This is a genomic window from Cytobacillus sp. EB106-05-05-XG126 (assembly GCF_058791715.1).
The window spans coordinates 43,166-64,035 of sequence record NZ_JBYTDU010000011.1; the positions used below are offsets into that span (position 1 = coordinate 43,166).

Consider the following 20,870-nt stretch of genomic DNA (forward strand, 5'->3'; position numbering starts at 1 on the left):
TCAATCTCTCCAATAGTATTTTATGAGGTTCAGTCTTATGTTTTTACCCTGTGCTATTTTTTCATAACCATACCCAGTATAATAGCAAAAGGAATACAAGACAGGATGTGTGGATTAATGAATAAAAATATCGGTTTTATCGGATGCGGAAAAATGGCTCAGGCAATAATCGGGGGTATATTAAAATCTGATCTGGTGAATGCAAGGCAGATTATTGCTTCAGCGAAAACGGAGAAGACGCTTGTTGACGTTAAAAGCAGGTGGGATATACAAACACGCTTTTCTAATAGTGAGGCAGCTGAGGTAGCAGATATACTGTTTCTGGCTATTAAGCCTGATGCGCATGCTGCGGTTATTGAAGAAATTAAAGATAGCATTACTTCCCATACAATTATCATAACGATTGCAGCAGGCATAAGTCTTTCTTTTATGGAAAAGTCATTTGGCAGAAAGATTAAAGCAGTCCGTTCCATGCCTAATACCCCATCATTGGTAGGTGAAGGCATGTGTGTTCTTTCAGCGAATGAATCGCTATCTCCTGAGGAGATGGAAGATGTAATCAAAATATTTTCATGTATTGGCAGAGCAGCGGTTATGGAAGAAAAGATGATGGACGCAATTCCGGCTATCAGCGGTTCTTCGCCCGCTTATGCCTATATCTTCATTGAAGCATTGGCAGATGGAGGTGTAAAAGCCGGATTGCCCCGTGATCAGTCTTATGAGCTTGCAGCACAGGCTATTTTGGGGGCAGCCAGGATGGTGCTGGAAACAGGCAAGCATCCTGCGGAATTGAAGGATGAGGTCTGTACTCCAGGAGGTGCAACAATAGAAGCTGTTGCCGAACTGGAGAGAAAAGGGTTCCGTTCAGCGGTCCTGAGTGCGATGGAACAATGCTTTGAAAAGACAAAGGCACTTTCCCGGAAAAATAATTAGCCAAGAATTATCTATCTGGACCCGGCACTTTTTATACTGCCGGGTTTTTCAATGGTTTTAGGCACAAATAAAAAGAAAAACAAGAACATTCCACAGCTAAATGGAATATATAATAAGAAAATTTAAATTTTAATTCCGACTTGACTCATAGGAATACATGTATTATAGTAAGTCATTATGATAACATCTTTTGGGGAGGATTCAGTCCGATGAGTACAGGACTTTTAGTTTTAAATATTATCGTAATGCTGCTTCTTTTAGGCGCATTATTCTTTATGCAGAAAAAGCATATCTCATTCTCAAAGCGTGTGTTTACAGCGCTTGGTTTAGGGATCCTGTTTGGCTTCGCACTTCAGCTGATATATGGACCGGGTGCTGAGGTTATTGCCAAATCAGCAGACTGGTTTAATTTAGTTGGCGGAGGTTATGTGAAGTTCCTGCAAATGATCGTCATGCCGCTTGTCTTCATTTCGATTTTAGGTGCTTTTACTAAACTGAAATTAACAAATAATATTGGAAAAATAAGTGTCCTTATCCTTGGACTGCTTGTAGGTACCACTGCAGTTGCTGCTGCTGTCGGAATTGCAACAGCTGTCGGTTTTGACCTGGAGGCTGTCCAAATCAGCGGAGGGGATGCTGAGACTGCCCGCGGCCAACAGCTTGAAGAAACCTATCAGGGCATTGAAGGAAGAACGTTCCCGCAGCAAATGCTTGATTTGCTTCCGGCCAACCCATTCCTTGATTTTACAGGGGCAAGACCAACATCTACGATTTCAGTCGTTATCTTTGCAGCCTTTTTAGGGATCGCTTATCTTGGTGTGAGAAGGAAATCACCAGAGCAGGCTGAACTCTTTGCGAAAATTGTGGATGCATTCTATGCAATCATCATGCGAGTTGTTACATTAATTTTACGCTTGACACCATATGGAGTTTTGGCAATCATGACGAAAACAGTCGCCATGAGTGATTTTGACTCCATTTTGAATTTAGGAAAATTTGTTATTGCTTCTTATGTGGCACTAGCCATTATGTTCCTGATTCACCTGCTGCTTTTAACATTAAGCGGATTAAATCCAATCACATACTTGAAAAAAGCATTCCCGGTATTGACCTTTGCTTTTACGTCAAGAACAAGTGCGGGTGCATTGCCTTTGAATATTAAAACGCAAAAGTCACTCGGTGTTCCTGAAGGAATTGCCAACTTTGCAGGATCATTCGGCCTTTCCATTGGCCAAAATGGATGTGCGGGAATCTATCCGGCCATGCTTGCTGTAATGATTGCTCCGACTGTGGGCATTAACCCGCTGTCACCGGGATTTATCTTTACTCTCATTCTCATTGTAGCGATCAGCTCCTTTGGTGTGGCAGGGGTCGGCGGCGGTGCGACATTCGCAGCGATCCTGGTACTATCTGCCCTTGATCTGCCTATTGCACTGGCTGGTTTGCTGATCTCCATTGAGCCGCTAATCGACATGGGACGCACAGCCCTTAACGTCAGCGGATCTATGACTTCCGGTATCCTAACGAGCCGAATCACAGGTGAAATGGATGGAAACCTTTATAACGATATAAATGAAAAAATTGAAGCAGAAGCATAAGAAAAATCGACAGGTGCCTGGCACCTGTCGATTTTTTTCATTTGACCGTCTTTTTTATAACCGTTAAGGACGTCATGGCGCCCACGAATAGTATGGTTATAAACGAGTACAGGAATTTTTCAATACCGACTATCTTTAATCCGCTTAAAATAACCAATCCATCAATTGCGAATATCAAAGCGCCGATATTAATAGGAAGGAGCTTTGTCATCAGCTGTGCCAGCAGGTCTGTACCCCCTGTGCTGGTTTCATAACGGAGCATAAGGCCGATCCCAAAACCCACCAGGCATCCCCCTAAAATGGAGCTGGGCAATATGGAAAGCTCAAAATTCCCCCGTATTTCCGAGAGCAAATCAATAATAAAGGATGAAATCAGAAGGCCATGCAGGCTATAGAAGAAGTATTTTTTCTCGTAAAACCAGGCAAGTACATATAATGGAATGCTCAGGACAATCATGCTCAATCCAGTGGGAAATTCGTAGTAATAATGAAGGATCAGCCCTATGCCAATAATGCCCCCGTCAAGTAAATGGTGGGGGACAAGGAAGCCGTTAATGCCAATGCCTAATAATAAACTTCCTATTAAAGTTACAAGCAGCTTTTCAAACATAAGCCCATCACCCTAACTTGTCCATTCTTTACTTCTAGAATATGAAGGTTCAGGGATGAAATAGAAGCGGTTCCATGCAAAAAAAAGCTTGTCCGGATTGGACAAGCTTTTGATCTTATTCAGCTGGCGCTTCCGGTTAGTGAGGCAGGAACGCAAGCTGGTAAAAGAATAATACTGCAAATAAATATACAAGGGGATGAACGTCTCTCCATTTCCCTTTTACCACTTTCATAAGCGGATAAGCGATAAATCCAAGTGCAATACCTGTAGCAATACTGGATGTCAGCGGCATGCTTAAGATAATCAGGAATGCAGGGAATGCTTCATCAAGTTCATTCCATTTAATATGAGAAATACTGCCCATCATCAGACTTCCAACGATAATCAGGGCAGGTGCAGTAATGGCAGCAAGACCTGATACCGCACTGACAAGAGGTCCGAAGAAAGCTGAAAGCAGGAACAAACCTGCAACAGTCAAGGTTGTTAATCCTGTTCTTCCGCCGACTGATACACCTGTTGAAGATTCAATATAGGCTGAAGTCGGACTTGTACCGAACATGGCACCGATAGAAGTAGCGATGGAATCCGACAAAAGGGCCTCACGTGCTCTGGGCATCGTTTTGCCTTTCATTAATCCGGCCTGCTGGGCAACACCAATCATCGTTCCGGTTGTATCAAAAATCGTTACAAGCAGGAAGGAGAAAACAACGGCGTATAAACTGTGCTGGATAACATCTCCGATTGCTTCGAATGGATTTAAAATGATGATCCCATCCGGAAGCGAAGGCAATGAAACAAATCCCTGGTCAAAAGAAAGCTGTCCTGTAAAGAAGGCAATCAGGGCAGTGATAATCATGCCGAAAAATAAAGCCCCGTTAATCCCGAGCGTCATGAGAATTAATGTTACAGCAAGGCCGACAAGAGCAAGAATGGATTGAGGAGAATGCAAGTCTCCGAGTGCAACAAGATTTGTTGGGTGGCTTGTAATCAGCCCGGTTAAGCGCAACCCGATAAAGGCGATAAACAACCCGATTCCGGCAGTAATTCCGTGCTTTAAATTATCCGGTATTGCAATAATCAGCTTTTCCCGGAAAGGGGTAAGTGACAATATAATAAAGATAATACCAGCAATAAATACTGCTGAGAATGCAGTCATGTAATCTATATTTCCGTGGGTGCCGACAACAGAGTAAGCAAAATAGGCGTTCAGGCCCATTCCCGGTGCGATGGCAATTGGATAATTGGCGAACAGTGCCATCCATAGAGTACCTGCGACAGTTGCAATAATGGTTGCAGAAAAGACTTGCTCAAAAGGTACACCTGCATCAGATAAGATGACAGGGTTTACGACCACAATATAAACCATTGTTAAGAAAGTTGTGATGCCTGCCAAGACCTCAGTCTTTACGTTTGTTTGATTTTCTTTTAATTTGAACATAAAAAGTCCCCCATAAACTATAACTTCTTTCAGGTTATATGTGTTATTGATAAATACGAACGTTTAGAAAGCACAAATTATATAATATTCGTTTTTAATGTAAATTTCAAGACCTTATTGTTATTATTCTATATATTGGCTGTTTCATCCTAATATATAGAAAAAAGCTACTCTAATGCAATTTTGCTTCCCCCTGAAATAAAAAAGTGTTGATTCTCAATAGAGGATGCTTATAAACTAAGGTCAAACGACAACGAAATGGGGTTGGCCTATGTTTGCAAATCTTAAAACCATGAATCTTAGTCAGCAGGCCGAATATTTAACAAAGGCCCTTGTGCAGATGGAGAGCTATAACCATTCAGATGGAGAAGGGCATAAAGCTGAATTTCTAAAGGAAGTAATCTGTTCGTATCCATCTTTTCAGGATAATGATCATTTAGTATGGACCCAGGAAATCCCCGGAGATGAATTGGGACGCAAGAATGTGTTTGCCTTCCTCAAGGGGAGGGAGATGAGCAAAAAGACCATTATATATCTGGCCCATTTGGACACGGTCGGCACAGAGGATTTTGGTCCCATTCAGGGCATGGCCCATAATCCAGATAAACTTCAGGAGTTTTTTAAACAATACGACTCTGATCCGGAAGTGCAGGAAGATGCCCGGTCCAATGAGTGGCTTTTTGGAAGAGGGGCATTGGATATGCAGAGCGGAATTGCTGTCCATCTGGCCAATCTCCTGTATTTCTCGGAAAATCCCGGTGAGCTGGAAGGCAATTTGCTGGTTATGTTCAACGCTGATGAGGAGGGTGAGCATAAAGGAAGCAGAGCAGCGCTTTCCGAATTGCTGAGACTGAAAGAAAAGATGGGCCTGGAATATATGACTGCCATAAATAATGATTTTATCTCGCCATTGTATGACGGAGATACCACTAAGTATATCTACACGGGTACAGCAGGCAAGATTTTGCCGTGTTTCTCCATTTTCGGAAGGGAGACCCACGCTGGTGAAAGTCTTGCAGGAATTGATCCTACATTAATTGCTGCAGAGCTGACTGCGCGCATCAGCCAGAATTTTCAGCTGACTGAGAAGCTGGAAGGAGAACTGGTGCTTCCGCCAAGCTGTTTATATATGAGGGATGATAAAAAACGATATGACGTTCAGACGGCAGTGGGCTGCAGGGTTTATTTCAATTATTTTTTCTATGAGAAACCTCTGAAGCAGCTATCGAAAGAACTGAAAATGATTGCAGAAGATGCGGCCATCGCTGTTGAGCACCGCCTGGAAGGTGCCTATAAGGATTTTCGGACCGTCAATAAGCTGCCGGAAAGACAGCTGGACTGGGGAACAGAAGTGACGGCTTTAGATGAGTTTCTTGTCTATCTTGAAGAAAAGGGCATCGATACTGTAAGTGTTATGGAAGAAGCAAGGAATAAGAGCTCACTTCATGAAACTGATGCCAGAATGATTGCTTTTGATATTGTAGAAGCTCTTCACAAATCAGACCCTGAGAAAAAACCCAGATTGATTCTTTTTTATGGAACACCCTTTCTTCCTGCCAACACGATTGATGTGACTGCAGAAAGAGGCATCTTTTTAAAAAGTTGTCTGGAGGAAGTGCTTGCTGAAGAGGCTAAGAAAACAGCCGAAACATTCAAAGTCCGCAAATATTTCCCTTATTTATCAGATGGAAGCTTTTTATCTTTTGATGGCTCGGATGAGGACATACAATCTCTTAAAAAGAATTTTCCCGCATTGAACAACCTGTTTCCGATTCCATTAAAGGCGATGAGGGATTTGAATATACCTGTAATTAACCTTGGTGTTTATGGCAAAGCTGGCCACAAGTGGACTGAGCGGGTCTATAAACCCTATACATTTGACATTTTGCCTGAGGTTATCCGAAAGCTTACAAAAAGAATACTTGAAAAGCAGGTAAATTAAATCTCTCGCCTTTCGAGGCAGAAGTAACTTTAACTGGAAAAAAGCGTCTAATGTAAGGAGAGAATTTCGGGAGGTGACAAAATGATAAAGGCTGTAATTTTTGATTTTGATGGAACCATTGTAGACACAGAATCTTTGTGGTATAAGGTCTTTAAGCAAATTCTGTTTGAAGATTACGGATTTGATCTTGGGCTGGAGGATTTTGCGAAGGGCATTGGCACTACAGATGATATTCTTTTTAATTACATTGATGATAAATTAGGTATTAAAGTTAATCGCAAATCTATACAGGAAAAAACAGAAAGAGCGTTCCAGAGCCAAAGGGATATTTTAATTCTTAGAGAAGGGGTTCAGGAACTGATAGGAAAATGCAGTGAAAAAGGCCTAAAGCTTGGAGTTGCATCCAGCTCAGGAAGAGAGTGGGTTAAGCATTATTTAAAACACTTTGGAATCGAGTCTCTATTTCAAACGGTCAAAACAAAAGAAGATGTTGAAAAGGTAAAACCTGATCCTGCTCTTTACATAAAGGCACTTGAAGAAATGGGCGTTGAACCGGAAGAAAGTTTGGCCATCGAAGATTCTGTAAATGGATCAATTGCTGCTGTTCAGGCAGGAATGCACTGTGTGGCCGTTCCTAATGATGTAACCCATTTTCTTTCCTTTCATGAGAAGGTTAATCGGTACAAGGCTTTTTCTGAAATACCCATTGATGAACTGATAATGGGGCAAAGCAGCAGATAAAAAAAGGAGCAGGCTAAGCCCGCTCCTTTTAAAATTAAAAAATCGCATTCAAGATGAGGTAAACAATACCCGCTAATGTTGCTGATATCGGCAATGTGATTACCCATGTAATAAGCATTCTCTGTGCAGTTCCCCATTTAACACCTTTAAGTCTGTGGGCAGATCCTACACCCAGGATAGAAGAGGAGATAACATGAGTAGTACTGACTGGCAAATGAATATATGTAGCGCCGAAGATGATCATTGCACCTGTTAAGTCAGCAGCCACTCCATTAATCGGGCGGATCTTCATGATTTTTCCGCCGACTGTCTTAATGATTTTCCAGCCGCCGATGGAAGTCCCGAGACCCATTGCTAATGCACAGGAAAACTGTACCCAAAATGGTATATCAGTTGAAGTGACATAGTTGTTTGCTATAAGTGCCATTGTAATAATACCCATGGCTTTCTGTGCGTCATTTGTTCCATGTGTATAAGATTGCAGAGCTGCTGTGAAAATCTGGAACAGCCTGAAGTTCCGATTTGTTTTAGTCAGGTTGTTGTTTTTGAAAACAATCTTAAAGATGCTGTAAACAATAAAACCGGCTGCAAATGCAATTAACGGCGAAAAGATAAGTGCTTGAAGGATTTTTAAAAACCCCTGATAGTTTAAAGCTGAAAATCCTGCTGCGGCAATCGCAGCACCGGCAATTGATCCTATGATTGCATGGGAAGAGCTGCTTGGGATGCCATAATACCAAGTCAGCAGATTCCAGAATATCGCAGCAACTAAAGCAGCCAGAATGACAAGAGAACCATTCTGCAAAGTGAAAGGGTCCACTATATCCTTTGTTATGGTTTTGGCAACCCCAGTAAATGTCATGGCACCAACAAAGTTCATGACGGCAGCCAATAGGATGGCATGCCTTGGTTTAAGAGCCTTCGTGGAGACAGAGGTAGCTATTGCGTTTGCCGTATCATGAAATCCATTGATAAAATCAAATGCCAGAGCTCCAATGACAATTAAGATTGTAATAATAAATACTGCATCCATTGTGATCGCCCCTTAAGCATTTTTCATGATGATGGTTTCAAGCGTATTGGCGACATTCTGGCAGCTGTCCGCAATATCTTCAAGTGTTTCATAAATTTCTTTATACTGAATGATGCGAATAGGATCTTTTTCAGTAGCAAACAGATGCTTGATTGACTGACGGCGGACTCCATCACACTTGGATTCGTAATCTTTGATTTTGATTGCATGATCTCTTATTTGCAGTAATTTCTTAGTTGAAAGAAGTTCAACAGATTTTTCAATTTCAATTGCACAGTTCTTAATCGCATCCACGAACTTCAGCATAAATTCATCAGCCTGTGTCATGGAATACATTTCAAATAAATCAGCACATTCCTCAAATCCATCCAGCACATCATCCATGCTCATGGCGAGGTGAAGAATATCTTCTCTTTCAATCGGCGTAATAAAAGCGTTATTTAACTCCTTAATGACTTCATGTACATAGGAATCGCCTTTTGTTTCATAGTCCTTCATCGTTTTTGAAAAGGTTTTTAAATCACTGACATTGTTGATCTTATAGTCGGCAAAATAAATTGCACTATCCTTTAGATTCATGGAAATATTGCTTAACAGCGTGTTAAACTTGTCCTTTTTCTTAAAAACCATTTTTTTACCCCCAATATTTTAGGAAAACTTCAATCAAACGTAATTATTTTATACGAAATCGACAAAATATGATAGTTTTTTTTATTACAGTAATATTCCCTAGTTTAATAAGAATAAACGAAGTGACTATTTTCAGCTGAAAAAAAACACCGCCAAATTTGGCGGTGTCTTAATTATGGGGAAATGACAATCTACCCTTTCAGCCTTCCAATAAAATCATGCAAGTTTTCAAGTGAAATCAAATTTTCATTGCATTTCCGGCTGTCCTGGCAAATGTAATTCCCTTTTTTGGTATAGGTGCCTAACTGAGAACCTTTAATTTCAGTTAAGAACATGCCTGTTTCTTCCAGTTTGTTGCAGATGGCACAGATTCCTTTTTTGCCAAGCGGTTTAAATGTTCCATATATGCCAGTCAGCTTGCCATCCAGCAGGCTGATCATATATTTCCTGTTTGTACCTTTGTCGTCCCATCCCAAGTAACTTATTTCCCTGAAATCGATATTTTCAGGTGCTGGCATTTTTAGTTTTTTTGCCTTGGGAAACAGTTTTTTGATCGATTGTTCAGTTATAGACGGAAAGGGTATTACATATTCCTTAATATGCGCTAGGAAGGCATCAGCCTGATCTCTTTCTTTTATATCACTGACTGAGGAAAGAAGCTGGTTTTGTTCCTCACTCAGCTCTGCAAAAAGGCCCATTACCTTTTCTGCAGAAAGAGACTTCAGTGCATTCAGCACCCCTGTATCATTGACAGATGCATGGCCATTAATCAGCACTTGGGTCTGATATTTAATAAAATTATATTGATCATTCCTGATAAAAGGTTCCATTATACACACTCCTATACCTTCAGCACCTCTGTATATCAACTTCACTTTATAAGAATTACATAAAGATGTAAATGTATAAAATGATTTGGAAACGAACTTGGCATATGAAAAAGCACTGAACAAAGTTCAGTGCGAAAAATTCATTTTTTATAAACTATTTTTTTAATTGTCTCAGCGGAAAGAAAATATTCCTCCGCCAATTGGGTGATGGTGTTGCCGTTCTGAAAGGCGACTTTTATAGAATGGTTCCGATCATCCAGAGCTTTTCTTGCTCCAGAGCGGGAACCCCATTTTCGGTAGTCCTTTTCCGGTTTGGGGATATAAATAGCCTCACCCTGAACGTATTTTTGAATCTCTGCGATCAGATTCTCCGGTAAAACAGCATGTGCTTTTACATAACTCATTTCTGCCAGCTCCTTATTTATTTTGATAATAAAAAATGAATAAGGTGCAAAGCCGATATCAGAAATGGTTTTAGCTGAATGGGCGATAATTTAGTCCATTACCGCCTCATGCAAAGTATCGCCACCAATATCAGGCTTTGCATGAGACGCTGCATTATCAGGCATTGCAGCTGCAATGGCCATTCCCATCACCTCCTAAAATGAATGTATTTTTTCATATTATAAATTAAAATGATTGCTGATGTATATATCTGTTCAATTCGACAAATTTGGGGCGGTGCCTGTCACCACTTGATTATTGCAGACTTTTCTGATAATATATTTTTCTGCCCACGCGTACGCTCATATGTATTTCTCCATTGCGGCTGAAAAATATTTGAAAGGAGAAACATATGTCATCTGATTTTGAACACCCCGATTTTCAAAAGGAAGTCCAGCGGCTTGAATTCACGAAACGTTATGTTGATGTCGTGATTAAAACATCCGAATCCAGCAAAGACAAATTTCAGGAAAATATGAAAGAAGCTTTCGAGGACGTTGACTGGCTTGAATCCAGTTTAAGTTACTCTTCGCTCCTGACTAATGCCCGTTTTTTTGAAATGTCCAAAGATGAATTAATGCAGCTGAAAAAAGCCCGGAAAAAGCCTTACTTTGCCAGAATTGATTTCTTACGGCAGGATTTAAACCAAGAAGAGATACTGTACATAGGCAAAACTTCATTGTATTCAAGGGAAAATCAGGAGCAGATTATAGTTGACTGGCGTTCTCCGATAGCCAATTTATACTATGAAGGCAGGCTGGGAGAAGTTCAATACCATTCCTATGAAGAAAGCTTTACGGGACATTTATCGTTGAAAAGGCAATATATGATTGAAGATGGGATTCTGGATGAAATACGGGATATTGACCTCACGACCACAGACGAATTGCTTCAGGAATCACTTTCAAAAAGCTCAAGCAACCGCCTTACTGAAATTATTTCAACCATACAGGAAGAACAGAACAAAATAATACGTGCTGATTTGAATAAGCCCATCATTGTTCAAGGGGCGGCAGGCAGCGGCAAGACAACCATTGCTTTGCATAGAATAAGTTATTTCATTTACCAGTACAAAGAAAATTTTGCCCCTGAACAGCTGATGATACTGGCACCGAGCAGGCTTTTCATTGATTATATTTCAGAGGCGCTCCCTGAACTTGGGGTAGAGAGAGTCCGTCAGACAACCTACCAGGAATATGTCCTGGCATGTCTTGGCGAAAACCTGAAATTGGCGGAAGACAATAAATTAGTGAATCTGCTTGAAGACCATGGCAGTGAGGAAGTAAAACTTGCAGCCTGGGCATCATCCATTAAAGGTTCACCGGTATTTCAAACCATTCTCACTAATTACCTCAGAGAAATATATAATAGCTTCTGCCCGAGTGATGATTTTATGGTAGATAAGTTCAGGCTTTTTGGCCGCAAGAAATTCTTCCAGCTTTTTTTAGAGGACTACAATTATCTCCCTCTTTACCGCAGGCTGGAAAAATTGAAGGCTGTGCTTCAAAACAATCTTGCAAAGAAAAAGAAAAATATCATTAAGAAAATCGAAACGTATTATGACGAAAGAATCGAAAGGGCCCTCTATAGAGGCAGGGACCCTGAGAAAAGAAGACAATATGTTTCAGATGCTCTTGATAAAAAAGCATCCAGACTGGAAGAACTAAAGAGAAGCTTCAGGACAGCTGTGCCTAAATACATGAAGCAATTCCCGAAAAAAAGCCTGGTCCGGTATTACAAAGACCTATTCGAAGACCCTGTACGTCTTTCAAGATTATCAGGCGGAAAATTGCCTGTTGACGATGCACATAAACTTTGTGAATATTGCCGGGAGCTGTTCAGAAAAAAAGTTTATGAGAGGGAAGACTTAGCTTTAATGCTTTATCTGCAGGAAAGCTTATTTGGCATTCCCAAAGAGCTGAAGGCGAAAAATATTGTCATTGATGAAGCCCAGGACTACAGCTTTATGGAGCTTCTCTCATTAAAAAAGTCACTTGATACAGATATGTTTACACTAGTGGGGGACCTTGCCCAGGGAATTCACTCCTACAGGGGGCTCATAAGCTGGCAGGAGGTCCTGGATTTTATTTTTCCCCGTGCAACATATACAGAGCTTCAGAAAAGCTATCGTACTACAGTGGAAATTATGGAAAAAGCAAATGAATTACTTAAACTTCTTCCTTACTCATTCCCCGAGGTGGAGCCGGTCGTCCGCCATGGCAGAAATCCTGAGTTTATCAGGAGGGAAGATGGAAGCGAACTGGTAAAACAGCTTGAGAAACAGGTCATTTCATTGAAAGAAGAAGAGTATAAAACATTTGCGGTGATCGGGAAAACGATGAAAGACTGTCAGCTCATTCACAGCCTTTTTGAAAAGCATGCCAGGCTCCCTTTTAAACTGCTGCAGGAACAGGAAAGCATACCGAAGGATGAAATCGTTATCGTGCCATCTTACTTGGCCAAGGGACTTGAATTTGATGCTGTTATGATTCTGTCCATGGAAGAGGAGTTTTCCAGAAATTCTGAACTGGACATTAAATTGCTTTATGTCGCTATGACACGGCCTCTTCACCGATTATATTTTTATGGATTGAAACAAGGCAATTTCATAGTAGTTTAAAACTTCAGCAGCTGATTTGTCAGCTGCTTATTCTTTTTTGAAAAATGATTCTGTCCCTTGTTTAGGACAAAATTTCACCGGGAAAATCATTTTTACATGAGAAAAACTGGTAAAGAATGCGGAAATATAAAATCCCGGCATCTGCCGTTTATATAGATGGGCGATTGCATTTCTAAGGCAATCGCTTTTGTTTTGGAGTGTAAACAGTAGGTCTCCTTTTCCTGGAAATGATAAAATGAAATAAAACAAGTAAGGAGATGATTCCATCTTATGAAGGATATCAGTGGCACTTTAACCTTAAATAATGGAGTTGAAATGCCTCAATTCGGGCTCGGAGTATATAAAGTCGAAAAGGGATTGCAGATTGAAAACACAGTAAAAGATGCCATTAACATAGGATACAGGCTGATTGATACTGCGGCTTTTTATGAAAATGAAGAGGGTGTAGGCAAGGCAATAAAAGAAAGCGGAGTGCCCAGAGAAGAGATGTTCATTACGACAAAAGTATGGAATACGGATCAGGGATATGATCAGACCCTTAATGCTTTTGATAATAGTTTAAAAAAGATGGGATTGGATTACATAGATTTATACCTTATCCATTGGCCTGTTAAGGAGAAATACCTCGAAACCTGGAAGGCGCTTGAAAAGCTTTATAAGGATGGCAAGGCAAGAGCCATAGGGGTGAGCAATTTTCAAATTCATCATTTAAAGGACATTCTGAAGAATTCTTCTGAAAAGCCTGCAGTCAATCAGGTTGAGCTTCACCCTCTTCTTTCTCAGAAAGAATTGAGGGAATTTTGCAGTGAACACAATATAAAAGTACAGGCCTGGTCTCCAATTGCCAGGGGAAGAGTGCTCGAGGACAGTGACATAAAGGAAATTGCAAAAAGGCACAACAAATCAGCAGCCCAGATTATTCTAAGATGGCATCTCCAAAACGGCATAATGGTCATTCCTAAATCTGTGAAAAAAGATAGACTAAGGGAAAATGCAGATATATTTGATTTTGAATTAACTGAAGATGAAATGAGACAAATGAATGCATTAAATAATAACCATCGCTTTGGAGCAGATCCGGACAACTTTGATTTCTAAAATCATATAGCAAAAAACATCCTGACGGGTGTTTTTTTATTTTATAAAATTTTTCCAATAGAATAGTTTTTAAATTTTTGGTTTTAGATAATGAATCCTGGGTAATTTAATTGTACAAGCAGATAAGATCACCAAAAGCTGCGCAGCTGAATGAAATTCTTTATCTGATCAAAAGCTAAATTAAATTAAAACGAGGAGTGATTTTCAATGTTGAGCTTTTTATGGGCATTAATTATAGGTGGTATCATTGGTTGGTTAGCAGGTATGATTTTGGGAAGAGATATTCCAGGCGGAATTATCGGTAACATCATCGCTGGTTTCATTGGTGCATGGTTAGGTTCATTAATTCTTGGTGATTGGGGTCCAGTCGTAGCTGACTTTGCTATTATTCCTGCTTTAATTGGTGCTATCGTGCTTGTATTCATCGTAGGCTTCATCATGAAGGCTATGCGTAAATCTCATGACTAATTGAATTAATCAAAAGAAGTCCCGTTTGGGGCTTCTTTTTTTGCATCAATCCCTCTGCTTTTTAGCAGAAAACTAAAGCTGCCTTAAGATAGGGCAGCTCTAAGTTAAAAACGATATGGATCAATTCCCTTGAAGATCCCGGGATCATCCAGGAAAGGCGCATGACAGACTATAGCCTCCTCTAAGAATGGGTGCGGAATCTCAAGCTTTACTGCGTGCAGTGCCTGCCGTGCAAAAACAGGTTTTCCGCCATATAATGTATCCCCCGCAAGAGAATGTCCAATATGGCTTAGATGAACACGGATCTGATGTGTTCTGCCTGTATCCAAACGGCACTTAATAAGTGAAAGATTTTGTTTAGGATAGTACTCAATTAATTCATAGTTTGTTGAAGCAGGCTGACCGCCGGGGGATACCCTTCTCCTGGTTGGATGATGCCTGTCCCGCCCAATTGGTTCCCTTATGGTCCCTCTATTCTTTGACATTTTGCCATGGACTAAAGCTAAATATGTGCGCTTAATTCTTCTTTCTTCCAGCTCTTTATCCAGAATTGCACCAGCTAATGCATGTTTCGCAAATAAAATGGCTCCGGTTGTGTCACGATCCAGGCGATGTATATGTTTTATGCCTCTATACTCCCCCTGCATTTGTATATGAAAAGCTGCAGCGTTTGCGAGGGTATTCGTTTGATCCGGTAAGTTAGGATGCGTGTCCATACCGGCCGGTTTATTCAAAACAAGCATATGGTCATCTTCAAAAAGAACATCAATCTCATAATATGATGGGATAACGCCTGGATCTTCATCCTCGAAAAATTGAAATTTTAATTTGTCTCCTGCATTCACAGGTTTTGTCCAATTGGCAGGTTCATCATTGGATAATACCTGTTTTTTCATTCTCATATTGTGTGTTTGTTTCTTTGGTGCTCCCCATAATGTCCTGACAATATATTCGATTGAATATCCCTCCCAGTGGGCAGGTACTTCTATTTCACACCATTCACCAAACCTTTGTAGTTTTACCATAAATTACTCCTTATCCTGATTGAATAATCTGACCTTTATTACATATAAATTAATGACAATAATATTTTAGCCTTTAAAGACAGCTGATAAAAGGAATAGTGGTCCTCAAAAATTATTGTAATATTTAAAATCACCTTTTTTTTTGCTGAAAATGGGGTTATTATAGATCTTTAGAACTAATTATTTAGCATTATACCTGTGCCATCTATTTCCGGAGGAGGAATAAATACCAACAAATCCCTGCTCCATGGGTATAATTACCACCCTAAAGGGCTTTTAGAATATGATATTCTTATGTATATATTACGAACTGATTACAAGGATTACAAAGGTGGGTTATCAGTGAAGGTTGTATTTGCATCAACTCCTGATCAGGAACTAAAAATTCAAGAATTAATAGGAAAATTCTATTCAAATGTGTTTCCTCTTTATTTCACAGACGATGATATAAGAGAATTTGAACAGCAGAAGATTTTACATACTTCTACCAGACACTTTGAATACTTTGGAACATTAAAGGAGGCTTACCAGGTTATAGCAGGGCTGCAGACGCTCATGGCTATCCTGGAATCCCGCCCAATCAGCGGCAAATATGAAACGATATTCTTCAAAAATGTTCAAATACTTCAAGAATTCGGCTTATCATTTCCGTTTGATTACAGTCATTTTTGCGGAGAGAGAATGCCCCGGAATGATTTATTCAGTGTTTATGCTAAAGCCGCAAATGAAATGCTTGTATGAAAAAACGCCTGCTGCAGCAGGCGTTTTTGGGTTATTTGGAATTCTCATTAAACCACTGTTCAAAAACTTCTTTTTCCTGTGAACCGGTAATTCTGTTAACCTCTTTGCCGTCCTTGTATTGAACGATTGTTGGAGTTTCCTCTATTCCGTAATTGTCCCAGCCGTCTTCAAATTCAAGCAGGTTGAATTGCACCAGATCAATTCCCATATCTTCTGTAAGCGGAGCCACCACTGGAGTAGTCTTTTGGCAATGAGGGCATGTCGGGCTATAAAAATAAACCGTTACATTTTCTTTTTCATCTAACTTTCTGTCCAATTCTTCGGGAAGGATCAGGTTTTGATAATTCGGGTCTTCAAGCTGTTTGACTGTTTCAGGATGAAGTGAATCCTTTTCATATGGATTTTTCTCAGACACTTTTTCTTCGTTTTGCATTTTAGTTAACATGCCAACTGCTGCAAATAATGCAACGATAATGGCAAGAAATATAATGACCTTTTTCATTATTCTGCTGCCTCCTTCGTTTTCTTCCAGACAAGATAACTGCAAATAAAAATAATAATAAAAGCTGTTAATGCTAAAAATGGAATTGTAACAAATCCCAGCCAATTAATATACTGCCCCGTACAGGGAACTCTCCCGCATGCTGCTGCATGATCAGCCATAAATGAAATCTTTTGAATGGAGTAGTGGTAGATGGAAATGCCGGCTCCAACAGCAGATAACACCATTGTATATAAGCTGATGCGATAATCCTTCTTAACCACACCCAAGCCTAGTATGACAGCAAAGGGATACATGACAATCCTCTGATACCAGCAAAGCTCGCATGGTTCATATTGCCTGATTTCCGAAAAATAAAGGCTGCCGAACATAGCAAGAATCGAAGCTGCCCAGGCAATAAACAGCAAATTCTCCCGCCGGTCTGTTTGTGTTTTCTCCATAATAATCTCCTTATTAATATGTACTCTAAAATTATAAAGCTATTGGACATCCCTTGTAAATCAACATGTGCAGACAATCAGCAGAAATAGGGCTTTTGTGGCAAAGATATTAACGGGTTACAAATAAAAAGAAGACATTTAACACCTTTATAGAAATATATACAAAGGAAAAGAAGCAAGATAATTAAGAGGGAATTTACTTAAGAAGTTACGAATGCAGCAAAAAAGGGAAAAGATTTGTATATCACTGGAGAGGCTAAGGGCTTTTAGCTCCCATGATAATTATTATTTCCGAAGGAGTGCACCACCATTGACAAAGCTTGATTTAACGAAATTTGAGAAGAAAATGATTATCAGGAATACCCGGCATACAGATATAGATCATATCATTGCTCTTCAGGAGTTATGTTTTCCCGGCATGGTTCCCTGGAAGAAGGATCAGCTTGAAAGCCATCTGGAAATTTTCCCTGAAGGCCAGTTTGTTGCAGAATATGATGGGGAAATCATTGGGTCCTGTTCAAGCCTTATTATAAATTTTGATGAGTATGATGACCGTCATTCCTGGGATGATGTGACAGACAAAGGATACATAACGAACCATAATCCGGAAGGCTATAACCTTTATGGAATAGAAGTAATGGTTCATCCTGATTACCGCAGAATGAAAATCGGCCATCGCCTGTATGAAGAAAGGAAGGAGCTTGTCAGGTCTTTAAATTTAAAAAGCATCATCATAGGCGGACGAATTCCAAACTATCATAAATACTCCAATGAAATGAACCCGCGAGAATATGTTAACGAGGTGTCGCTTCATAAAATCTATGACCCGGTTTTATCATTTCAGCTCCTGAATGGATTTACCCTGATGAGGATTAATCCCAACTATTTGCCTGACGATGTGCAGTCAAATAAATATGCAACCCTGATGGAATGGAATAATGTCGACTACAGACCAATGAGCAAACGCTTTTATAAAACGAGCTACCCGCTACGTATATGCGTGGTTCAATATTTAATGCGGCAGATAAAATCCTTCGATGAATTTGCCCACCAGGTGGAATATTTTACAGATGTAGCTTCTGACTCAGGGTCCGACTTTGCGGTTTTTCCCGAGTTATTTACTACCCAGCTGATGTCCTTTTTGGAAGAACGTTCACCAAGCCTAGCGGTCAGAAAGCTGACAGAATACACTGAGCAATACATCGAGTTATTTACGGATTTGGCAGTCAGGTATAATATCAATATTATTGGCGGCTCTCATTTTGTTAAAGAAGATGATGATGAGATATATAATATTGCTTACCTTTTCCGCCGGGATGGAACGATTGAAAAGCAATATAAGCTCCATATTACGCCAAATGAGCGCAAATGGTGGGGAATCAGCCGCGGAGATGAAGTAAAGGTATTTGATACGGACTGCGGAAAAATAGCCATTCAAATCTGCTATGACATCGAATTTCCTGAGCTGGCGAGAATTGCGACTGAGAAAGGGGCAAAAATAATATTTACCCCTTTCTGTACCGAAGATCGCCAGGGATATTTAAGGGTACGTTATTGTGCTCAGGCGCGCGCTGTTGAAAATCAAATATACACGGTTATTTCAGGTACGGTCGGCAATCTTCCGCAAACAGAGAATATGGATATTCAGTATGCACAATCTGCCATTTTTGCCCCATCCGATTTTGAGTTTGCGAGGGATGGCATAGTGGGGGAAACTAATCCGAATATCGAAATGGTCCTGATAGGTGATGTTGATCTGGAAATCCTCCGCCGCCAGAGGCAGGATGGCACAGTGCGCCAGCTAAAAGACCGCCGGCATGATATTTACAGCATTAAATATAAAAAGTAATATATAGTTGCAGCTTGAGCGCCTTTCACCTGGCGCTCAAATGCTTTTTCATGGAAGAATACATAATCTCAGGGTGGAATTTTGTCAAAATAACTCGGATATTATTAAAAGGAATATCCATCTGAAACTCGAAAAGGATATGCAGAAGCTTTTTTTAGGAGGTTATACAATGGAATGGAAAACAGCAGCAGAACGATGGATAAACCATGAGGATCTGGACAATGAATTATTAGAACAGCTAAAAGGTCTGCAGGGAAATGAAAAGCTCCTTGAAGAAGCATTTTATAAGGGACTGGAATTCGGAACAGGAGGCATGCGCGGGGAAATTGGCCCGGGAACAAACCGCATGAATATCTATACTGTCCGGAAGGCATCTGCAGGATTAGCGGCATACATAGAGGAAAAAGGATTGGAAGCAAAAAATAGGGGAGTGGCTATTGCTTATGATTCACGCCGGATGTCTCCGGAATTTGCAATGGAAGCGGCTAAAACACTTGCCAGCAGGGGGATACAGACGTATGTATTTGACGAGCTTCGTCCAACTCCCGAACTTTCATTCGCAGTCCGGTACCTGCATGCGTATGCAGGTATAGTCATTACAGCCAGCCATAATCCTCCGGAATACAATGGTTATAAGGTGTATGGATCTGATGGGGCTCAGCTGACTCCCGCGGAAGCTGACATTGTTATAAGCAAAGTAAATGAATTAGAAAACGAGTTGCTGATAGAAGTAATGGATGAAGATGTGTTAAAGGAAAAAGGGCTTATTACCATGATCGGCAAAACAGTTGATCAGGCCTATCAGAAGCAGCTCCTTACCATTTCCGAAAATCCCGGTGCCGCGAACGAAGCGGATGTGCGTGTAGTATTTACGCCTCTTCATGGTACGGCCAACAAGCCTGTCAGAGAGGCATTGGCAGCGCTGGGCTATGTAAATGTGCATGTGGTAAAGGAACAGGAGCTCCCGGATCCTGAGTTCTCAACAGTAAAGAGCCCTAATCCAGAGGAAAAAGATGCTTTTGAGCTGGCAATGAGAGATGGAAGAGAAACCAATGCAGATTTATTAATTGCTACAGACCCGGACGCCGATCGGCTTGGAATCGCTGCGAAGAACAAAGAAGGTGAGTATGTTCTTTTGACAGGGAATCAGACAGGGGCGCTGCTGCTTCACTACATACTTTCTCAGAAAAAAGAAAAGAATACATTGCCTGACAATGGCATCATGCTAAAAACGATCGTTACATCTGAATTTGGCCGCAGGGTTGCCTCTTCTTTTGGAGTAGAAACCATTGATGTTTTAACTGGCTTCAAATTCATTGCAGAAAAAATCAAGGAATATGAAGAGTCGGGTGAATACAGCTTCCTGTTCGGATATGAGGAAAGCTATGGATATCTTATCGGCGACTTTGCAAGGGACAAGGACGCTATCCAGGCAGCCCTGCTTGCGACAGAAATGGCTGCTTATTATAAAAAGAAAGGCATGTCCCTATATGAAGCATTGCTCAGCTTATTTGATGAGTTTGGCTATTTCCTTGAAGGATTAAATTCAATGACACTCAAAGGAATTGAAGGAGCTGAAAAAATCCAGCAGACACTGGCATCTTTCCGTGCTAATCCGATAAAGGAACTTGAAGGCATGAAAGTTCAGGCTGTAGAAGATTACTTAACAGGAATCAGAACGGAAGCAGATGGAACAGAGGAGAATATCGGCCTGCCAAAGTCCAATGTTATTAAGTATTTCTTCGAAGAAGGTAACTGGATCTGCCTAAGGCCATCAGGTACAGAACCGAAAATTAAATTTTACTTTGGAATCAATGACTCTTCATTAGCCGGCAGCAAGGAGAAACTGGAATCCGTTCAAAAAGCATTTATGGGCATCGTCGAAGAAAGAATGGGTATTTCACTATCAAAATAAATTTCACACCCAG

Annotated in this window: 19 protein-coding genes; 10 read left to right on the forward strand and 9 right to left on the reverse strand. The window is 40.5% G+C overall.

Annotation, left to right across the window (positions count from 1 at the left end; translation table 11 throughout):
* The first annotated feature begins 117 nt into the window (after window positions 1-117).
* Window positions 118-933 carry a pyrroline-5-carboxylate reductase gene (gene proC, locus AC3WTL_RS20665; protein WP_248346568.1) on the forward strand — a complete coding sequence of 272 codons (816 nt, stop codon included), beginning with the start codon at window positions 118-120 and terminating at the stop codon, window positions 931-933.
* Between the two features lie 209 nt (window positions 934-1,142).
* Window positions 1,143-2,531: an L-cystine transporter gene (locus AC3WTL_RS20670; protein ID WP_222500992.1), complete on the forward strand. Its 1,389-nt coding sequence runs from the start codon at window positions 1,143-1,145 to the stop codon at window positions 2,529-2,531.
* A 37-nt stretch (window positions 2,532-2,568) separates the two neighbouring features.
* Here AC3WTL_RS20670 and AC3WTL_RS20675 read toward each other — a convergent pair whose 3' ends face one another.
* Both AC3WTL_RS20675 and AC3WTL_RS20680 read right to left on the reverse strand, forming a co-directional pair.
* Window positions 2,569-3,141, reverse strand: coding sequence for a YitT family protein (locus AC3WTL_RS20675; RefSeq protein WP_197207812.1), 573 nt, complete (start codon window positions 3,139-3,141; stop codon window positions 2,569-2,571).
* A 136-nt stretch (window positions 3,142-3,277) separates the two neighbouring features.
* The gene (locus AC3WTL_RS20680) at window positions 3,278-4,579 is read right to left on the reverse strand and encodes an NCS2 family permease (protein WP_048011735.1); all 1,302 of its coding nucleotides are present in this window, start codon (window positions 4,577-4,579) and stop codon (window positions 3,278-3,280) included.
* A 271-nt stretch (window positions 4,580-4,850) separates the two neighbouring features.
* On the opposite strand from AC3WTL_RS20680, the gene AC3WTL_RS20685 reads away from it, so the two are divergent.
* Both AC3WTL_RS20685 and AC3WTL_RS20690 read left to right on the forward strand, forming a co-directional pair.
* Complete coding sequence (locus AC3WTL_RS20685) at window positions 4,851-6,521, forward strand: M20 family metallopeptidase (RefSeq protein WP_492369959.1); 1,671 nt, start codon at window positions 4,851-4,853, stop codon at window positions 6,519-6,521.
* A gap of 81 nt (window positions 6,522-6,602) precedes the next feature.
* Window positions 6,603-7,262: an HAD family hydrolase gene (locus tag AC3WTL_RS20690; protein ID WP_222500996.1), complete on the forward strand. Its 660-nt coding sequence runs from the start codon at window positions 6,603-6,605 to the stop codon at window positions 7,260-7,262.
* A 34-nt stretch (window positions 7,263-7,296) separates the two neighbouring features.
* Here the strand turns inward: AC3WTL_RS20690 and AC3WTL_RS20695 are convergent, their stop codons facing one another.
* The 4 genes from AC3WTL_RS20695 to AC3WTL_RS20710 form a co-directional block, all read right to left on the reverse strand.
* On the reverse strand, window positions 7,297-8,295 hold the full coding sequence (locus tag AC3WTL_RS20695; protein ID WP_197207808.1) for an inorganic phosphate transporter: 999 nt from the start codon (window positions 8,293-8,295) through the stop codon (window positions 7,297-7,299).
* 12 nt (window positions 8,296-8,307) lie between these two features.
* Window positions 8,308-8,925 (reverse strand): DUF47 domain-containing protein, encoded by a 618-nt coding sequence (locus AC3WTL_RS20700; protein ID WP_048011739.1) that lies wholly within the window; start codon window positions 8,923-8,925, stop codon window positions 8,308-8,310.
* 191 nt (window positions 8,926-9,116) lie between these two features.
* Window positions 9,117-9,755, reverse strand: coding sequence for a FusB/FusC family EF-G-binding protein (locus AC3WTL_RS20705; RefSeq protein ID WP_197245317.1), 639 nt, complete (start codon window positions 9,753-9,755; stop codon window positions 9,117-9,119).
* Between the two features lie 140 nt (window positions 9,756-9,895).
* On the reverse strand, window positions 9,896-10,159 hold the full coding sequence (locus AC3WTL_RS20710; RefSeq protein WP_492369960.1) for a CD3324 family protein: 264 nt from the start codon (window positions 10,157-10,159) through the stop codon (window positions 9,896-9,898).
* Between the two features lie 392 nt (window positions 10,160-10,551).
* On the opposite strand from AC3WTL_RS20710, the gene helD reads away from it, so the two are divergent.
* The 3 genes from helD to AC3WTL_RS20725 all read left to right on the forward strand — a co-directional run bounded on the left by helD (window position 10,552) and on the right by AC3WTL_RS20725 (window position 14,385).
* Window positions 10,552-12,819, forward strand: coding sequence for an RNA polymerase recycling motor HelD (gene helD / locus AC3WTL_RS20715; protein WP_492369961.1), 2,268 nt, complete (start codon window positions 10,552-10,554; stop codon window positions 12,817-12,819).
* A 270-nt stretch (window positions 12,820-13,089) separates the two neighbouring features.
* Complete coding sequence (locus tag AC3WTL_RS20720) at window positions 13,090-13,917, forward strand: aldo/keto reductase (RefSeq protein WP_492369962.1); 828 nt, start codon at window positions 13,090-13,092, stop codon at window positions 13,915-13,917.
* A 207-nt stretch (window positions 13,918-14,124) separates the two neighbouring features.
* Window positions 14,125-14,385, forward strand: a complete 261-nt coding sequence (locus tag AC3WTL_RS20725) for a GlsB/YeaQ/YmgE family stress response membrane protein (RefSeq protein ID WP_035326710.1) — start codon at window positions 14,125-14,127, stop codon at window positions 14,383-14,385.
* A 104-nt stretch (window positions 14,386-14,489) separates the two neighbouring features.
* Here the strand turns inward: AC3WTL_RS20725 and AC3WTL_RS20730 are convergent, their stop codons facing one another.
* The gene (locus tag AC3WTL_RS20730) at window positions 14,490-15,410 is read right to left on the reverse strand and encodes an RluA family pseudouridine synthase (RefSeq protein ID WP_492369963.1); all 921 of its coding nucleotides are present in this window, start codon (window positions 15,408-15,410) and stop codon (window positions 14,490-14,492) included.
* Window positions 15,411-15,752: 342 nt separating this feature from the next.
* On the opposite strand from AC3WTL_RS20730, the gene AC3WTL_RS20735 reads away from it, so the two are divergent.
* Window positions 15,753-16,151 (forward strand): YhcU family protein, encoded by a 399-nt coding sequence (locus AC3WTL_RS20735; RefSeq protein WP_197207802.1) that lies wholly within the window; start codon window positions 15,753-15,755, stop codon window positions 16,149-16,151.
* A 31-nt stretch (window positions 16,152-16,182) separates the two neighbouring features.
* Here AC3WTL_RS20735 and AC3WTL_RS20740 read toward each other — a convergent pair whose 3' ends face one another.
* Together AC3WTL_RS20740 and AC3WTL_RS20745 are read right to left on the reverse strand one after the other, a co-directional pair.
* Window positions 16,183-16,653 (reverse strand): thioredoxin family protein, encoded by a 471-nt coding sequence (locus tag AC3WTL_RS20740; RefSeq protein WP_248346574.1) that lies wholly within the window; start codon window positions 16,651-16,653, stop codon window positions 16,183-16,185.
* A complete protein-coding gene (locus tag AC3WTL_RS20745; protein ID WP_197245322.1) occupies window positions 16,653-17,093 on the reverse strand; it encodes a disulfide oxidoreductase in 441 nt (146 codons plus the stop codon). Before AC3WTL_RS20745 ends, AC3WTL_RS20740 begins: the two co-directional genes overlap by 1 nt.
* A gap of 346 nt (window positions 17,094-17,439) precedes the next feature.
* On the opposite strand from AC3WTL_RS20745, the gene AC3WTL_RS20750 reads away from it, so the two are divergent.
* Both AC3WTL_RS20750 and AC3WTL_RS20755 read left to right on the forward strand, forming a co-directional pair.
* Window positions 17,440-18,942 carry a GNAT family N-acetyltransferase gene (locus AC3WTL_RS20750; protein ID WP_492369975.1) on the forward strand — a complete coding sequence of 501 codons (1,503 nt, stop codon included), beginning with the start codon at window positions 17,440-17,442 and terminating at the stop codon, window positions 18,940-18,942.
* Between the two features lie 169 nt (window positions 18,943-19,111).
* Window positions 19,112-20,857 (forward strand): phospho-sugar mutase, encoded by a 1,746-nt coding sequence (locus AC3WTL_RS20755; protein WP_222501008.1) that lies wholly within the window; start codon window positions 19,112-19,114, stop codon window positions 20,855-20,857.
* Window positions 20,858-20,870: the final 13 nt, after the last annotated feature.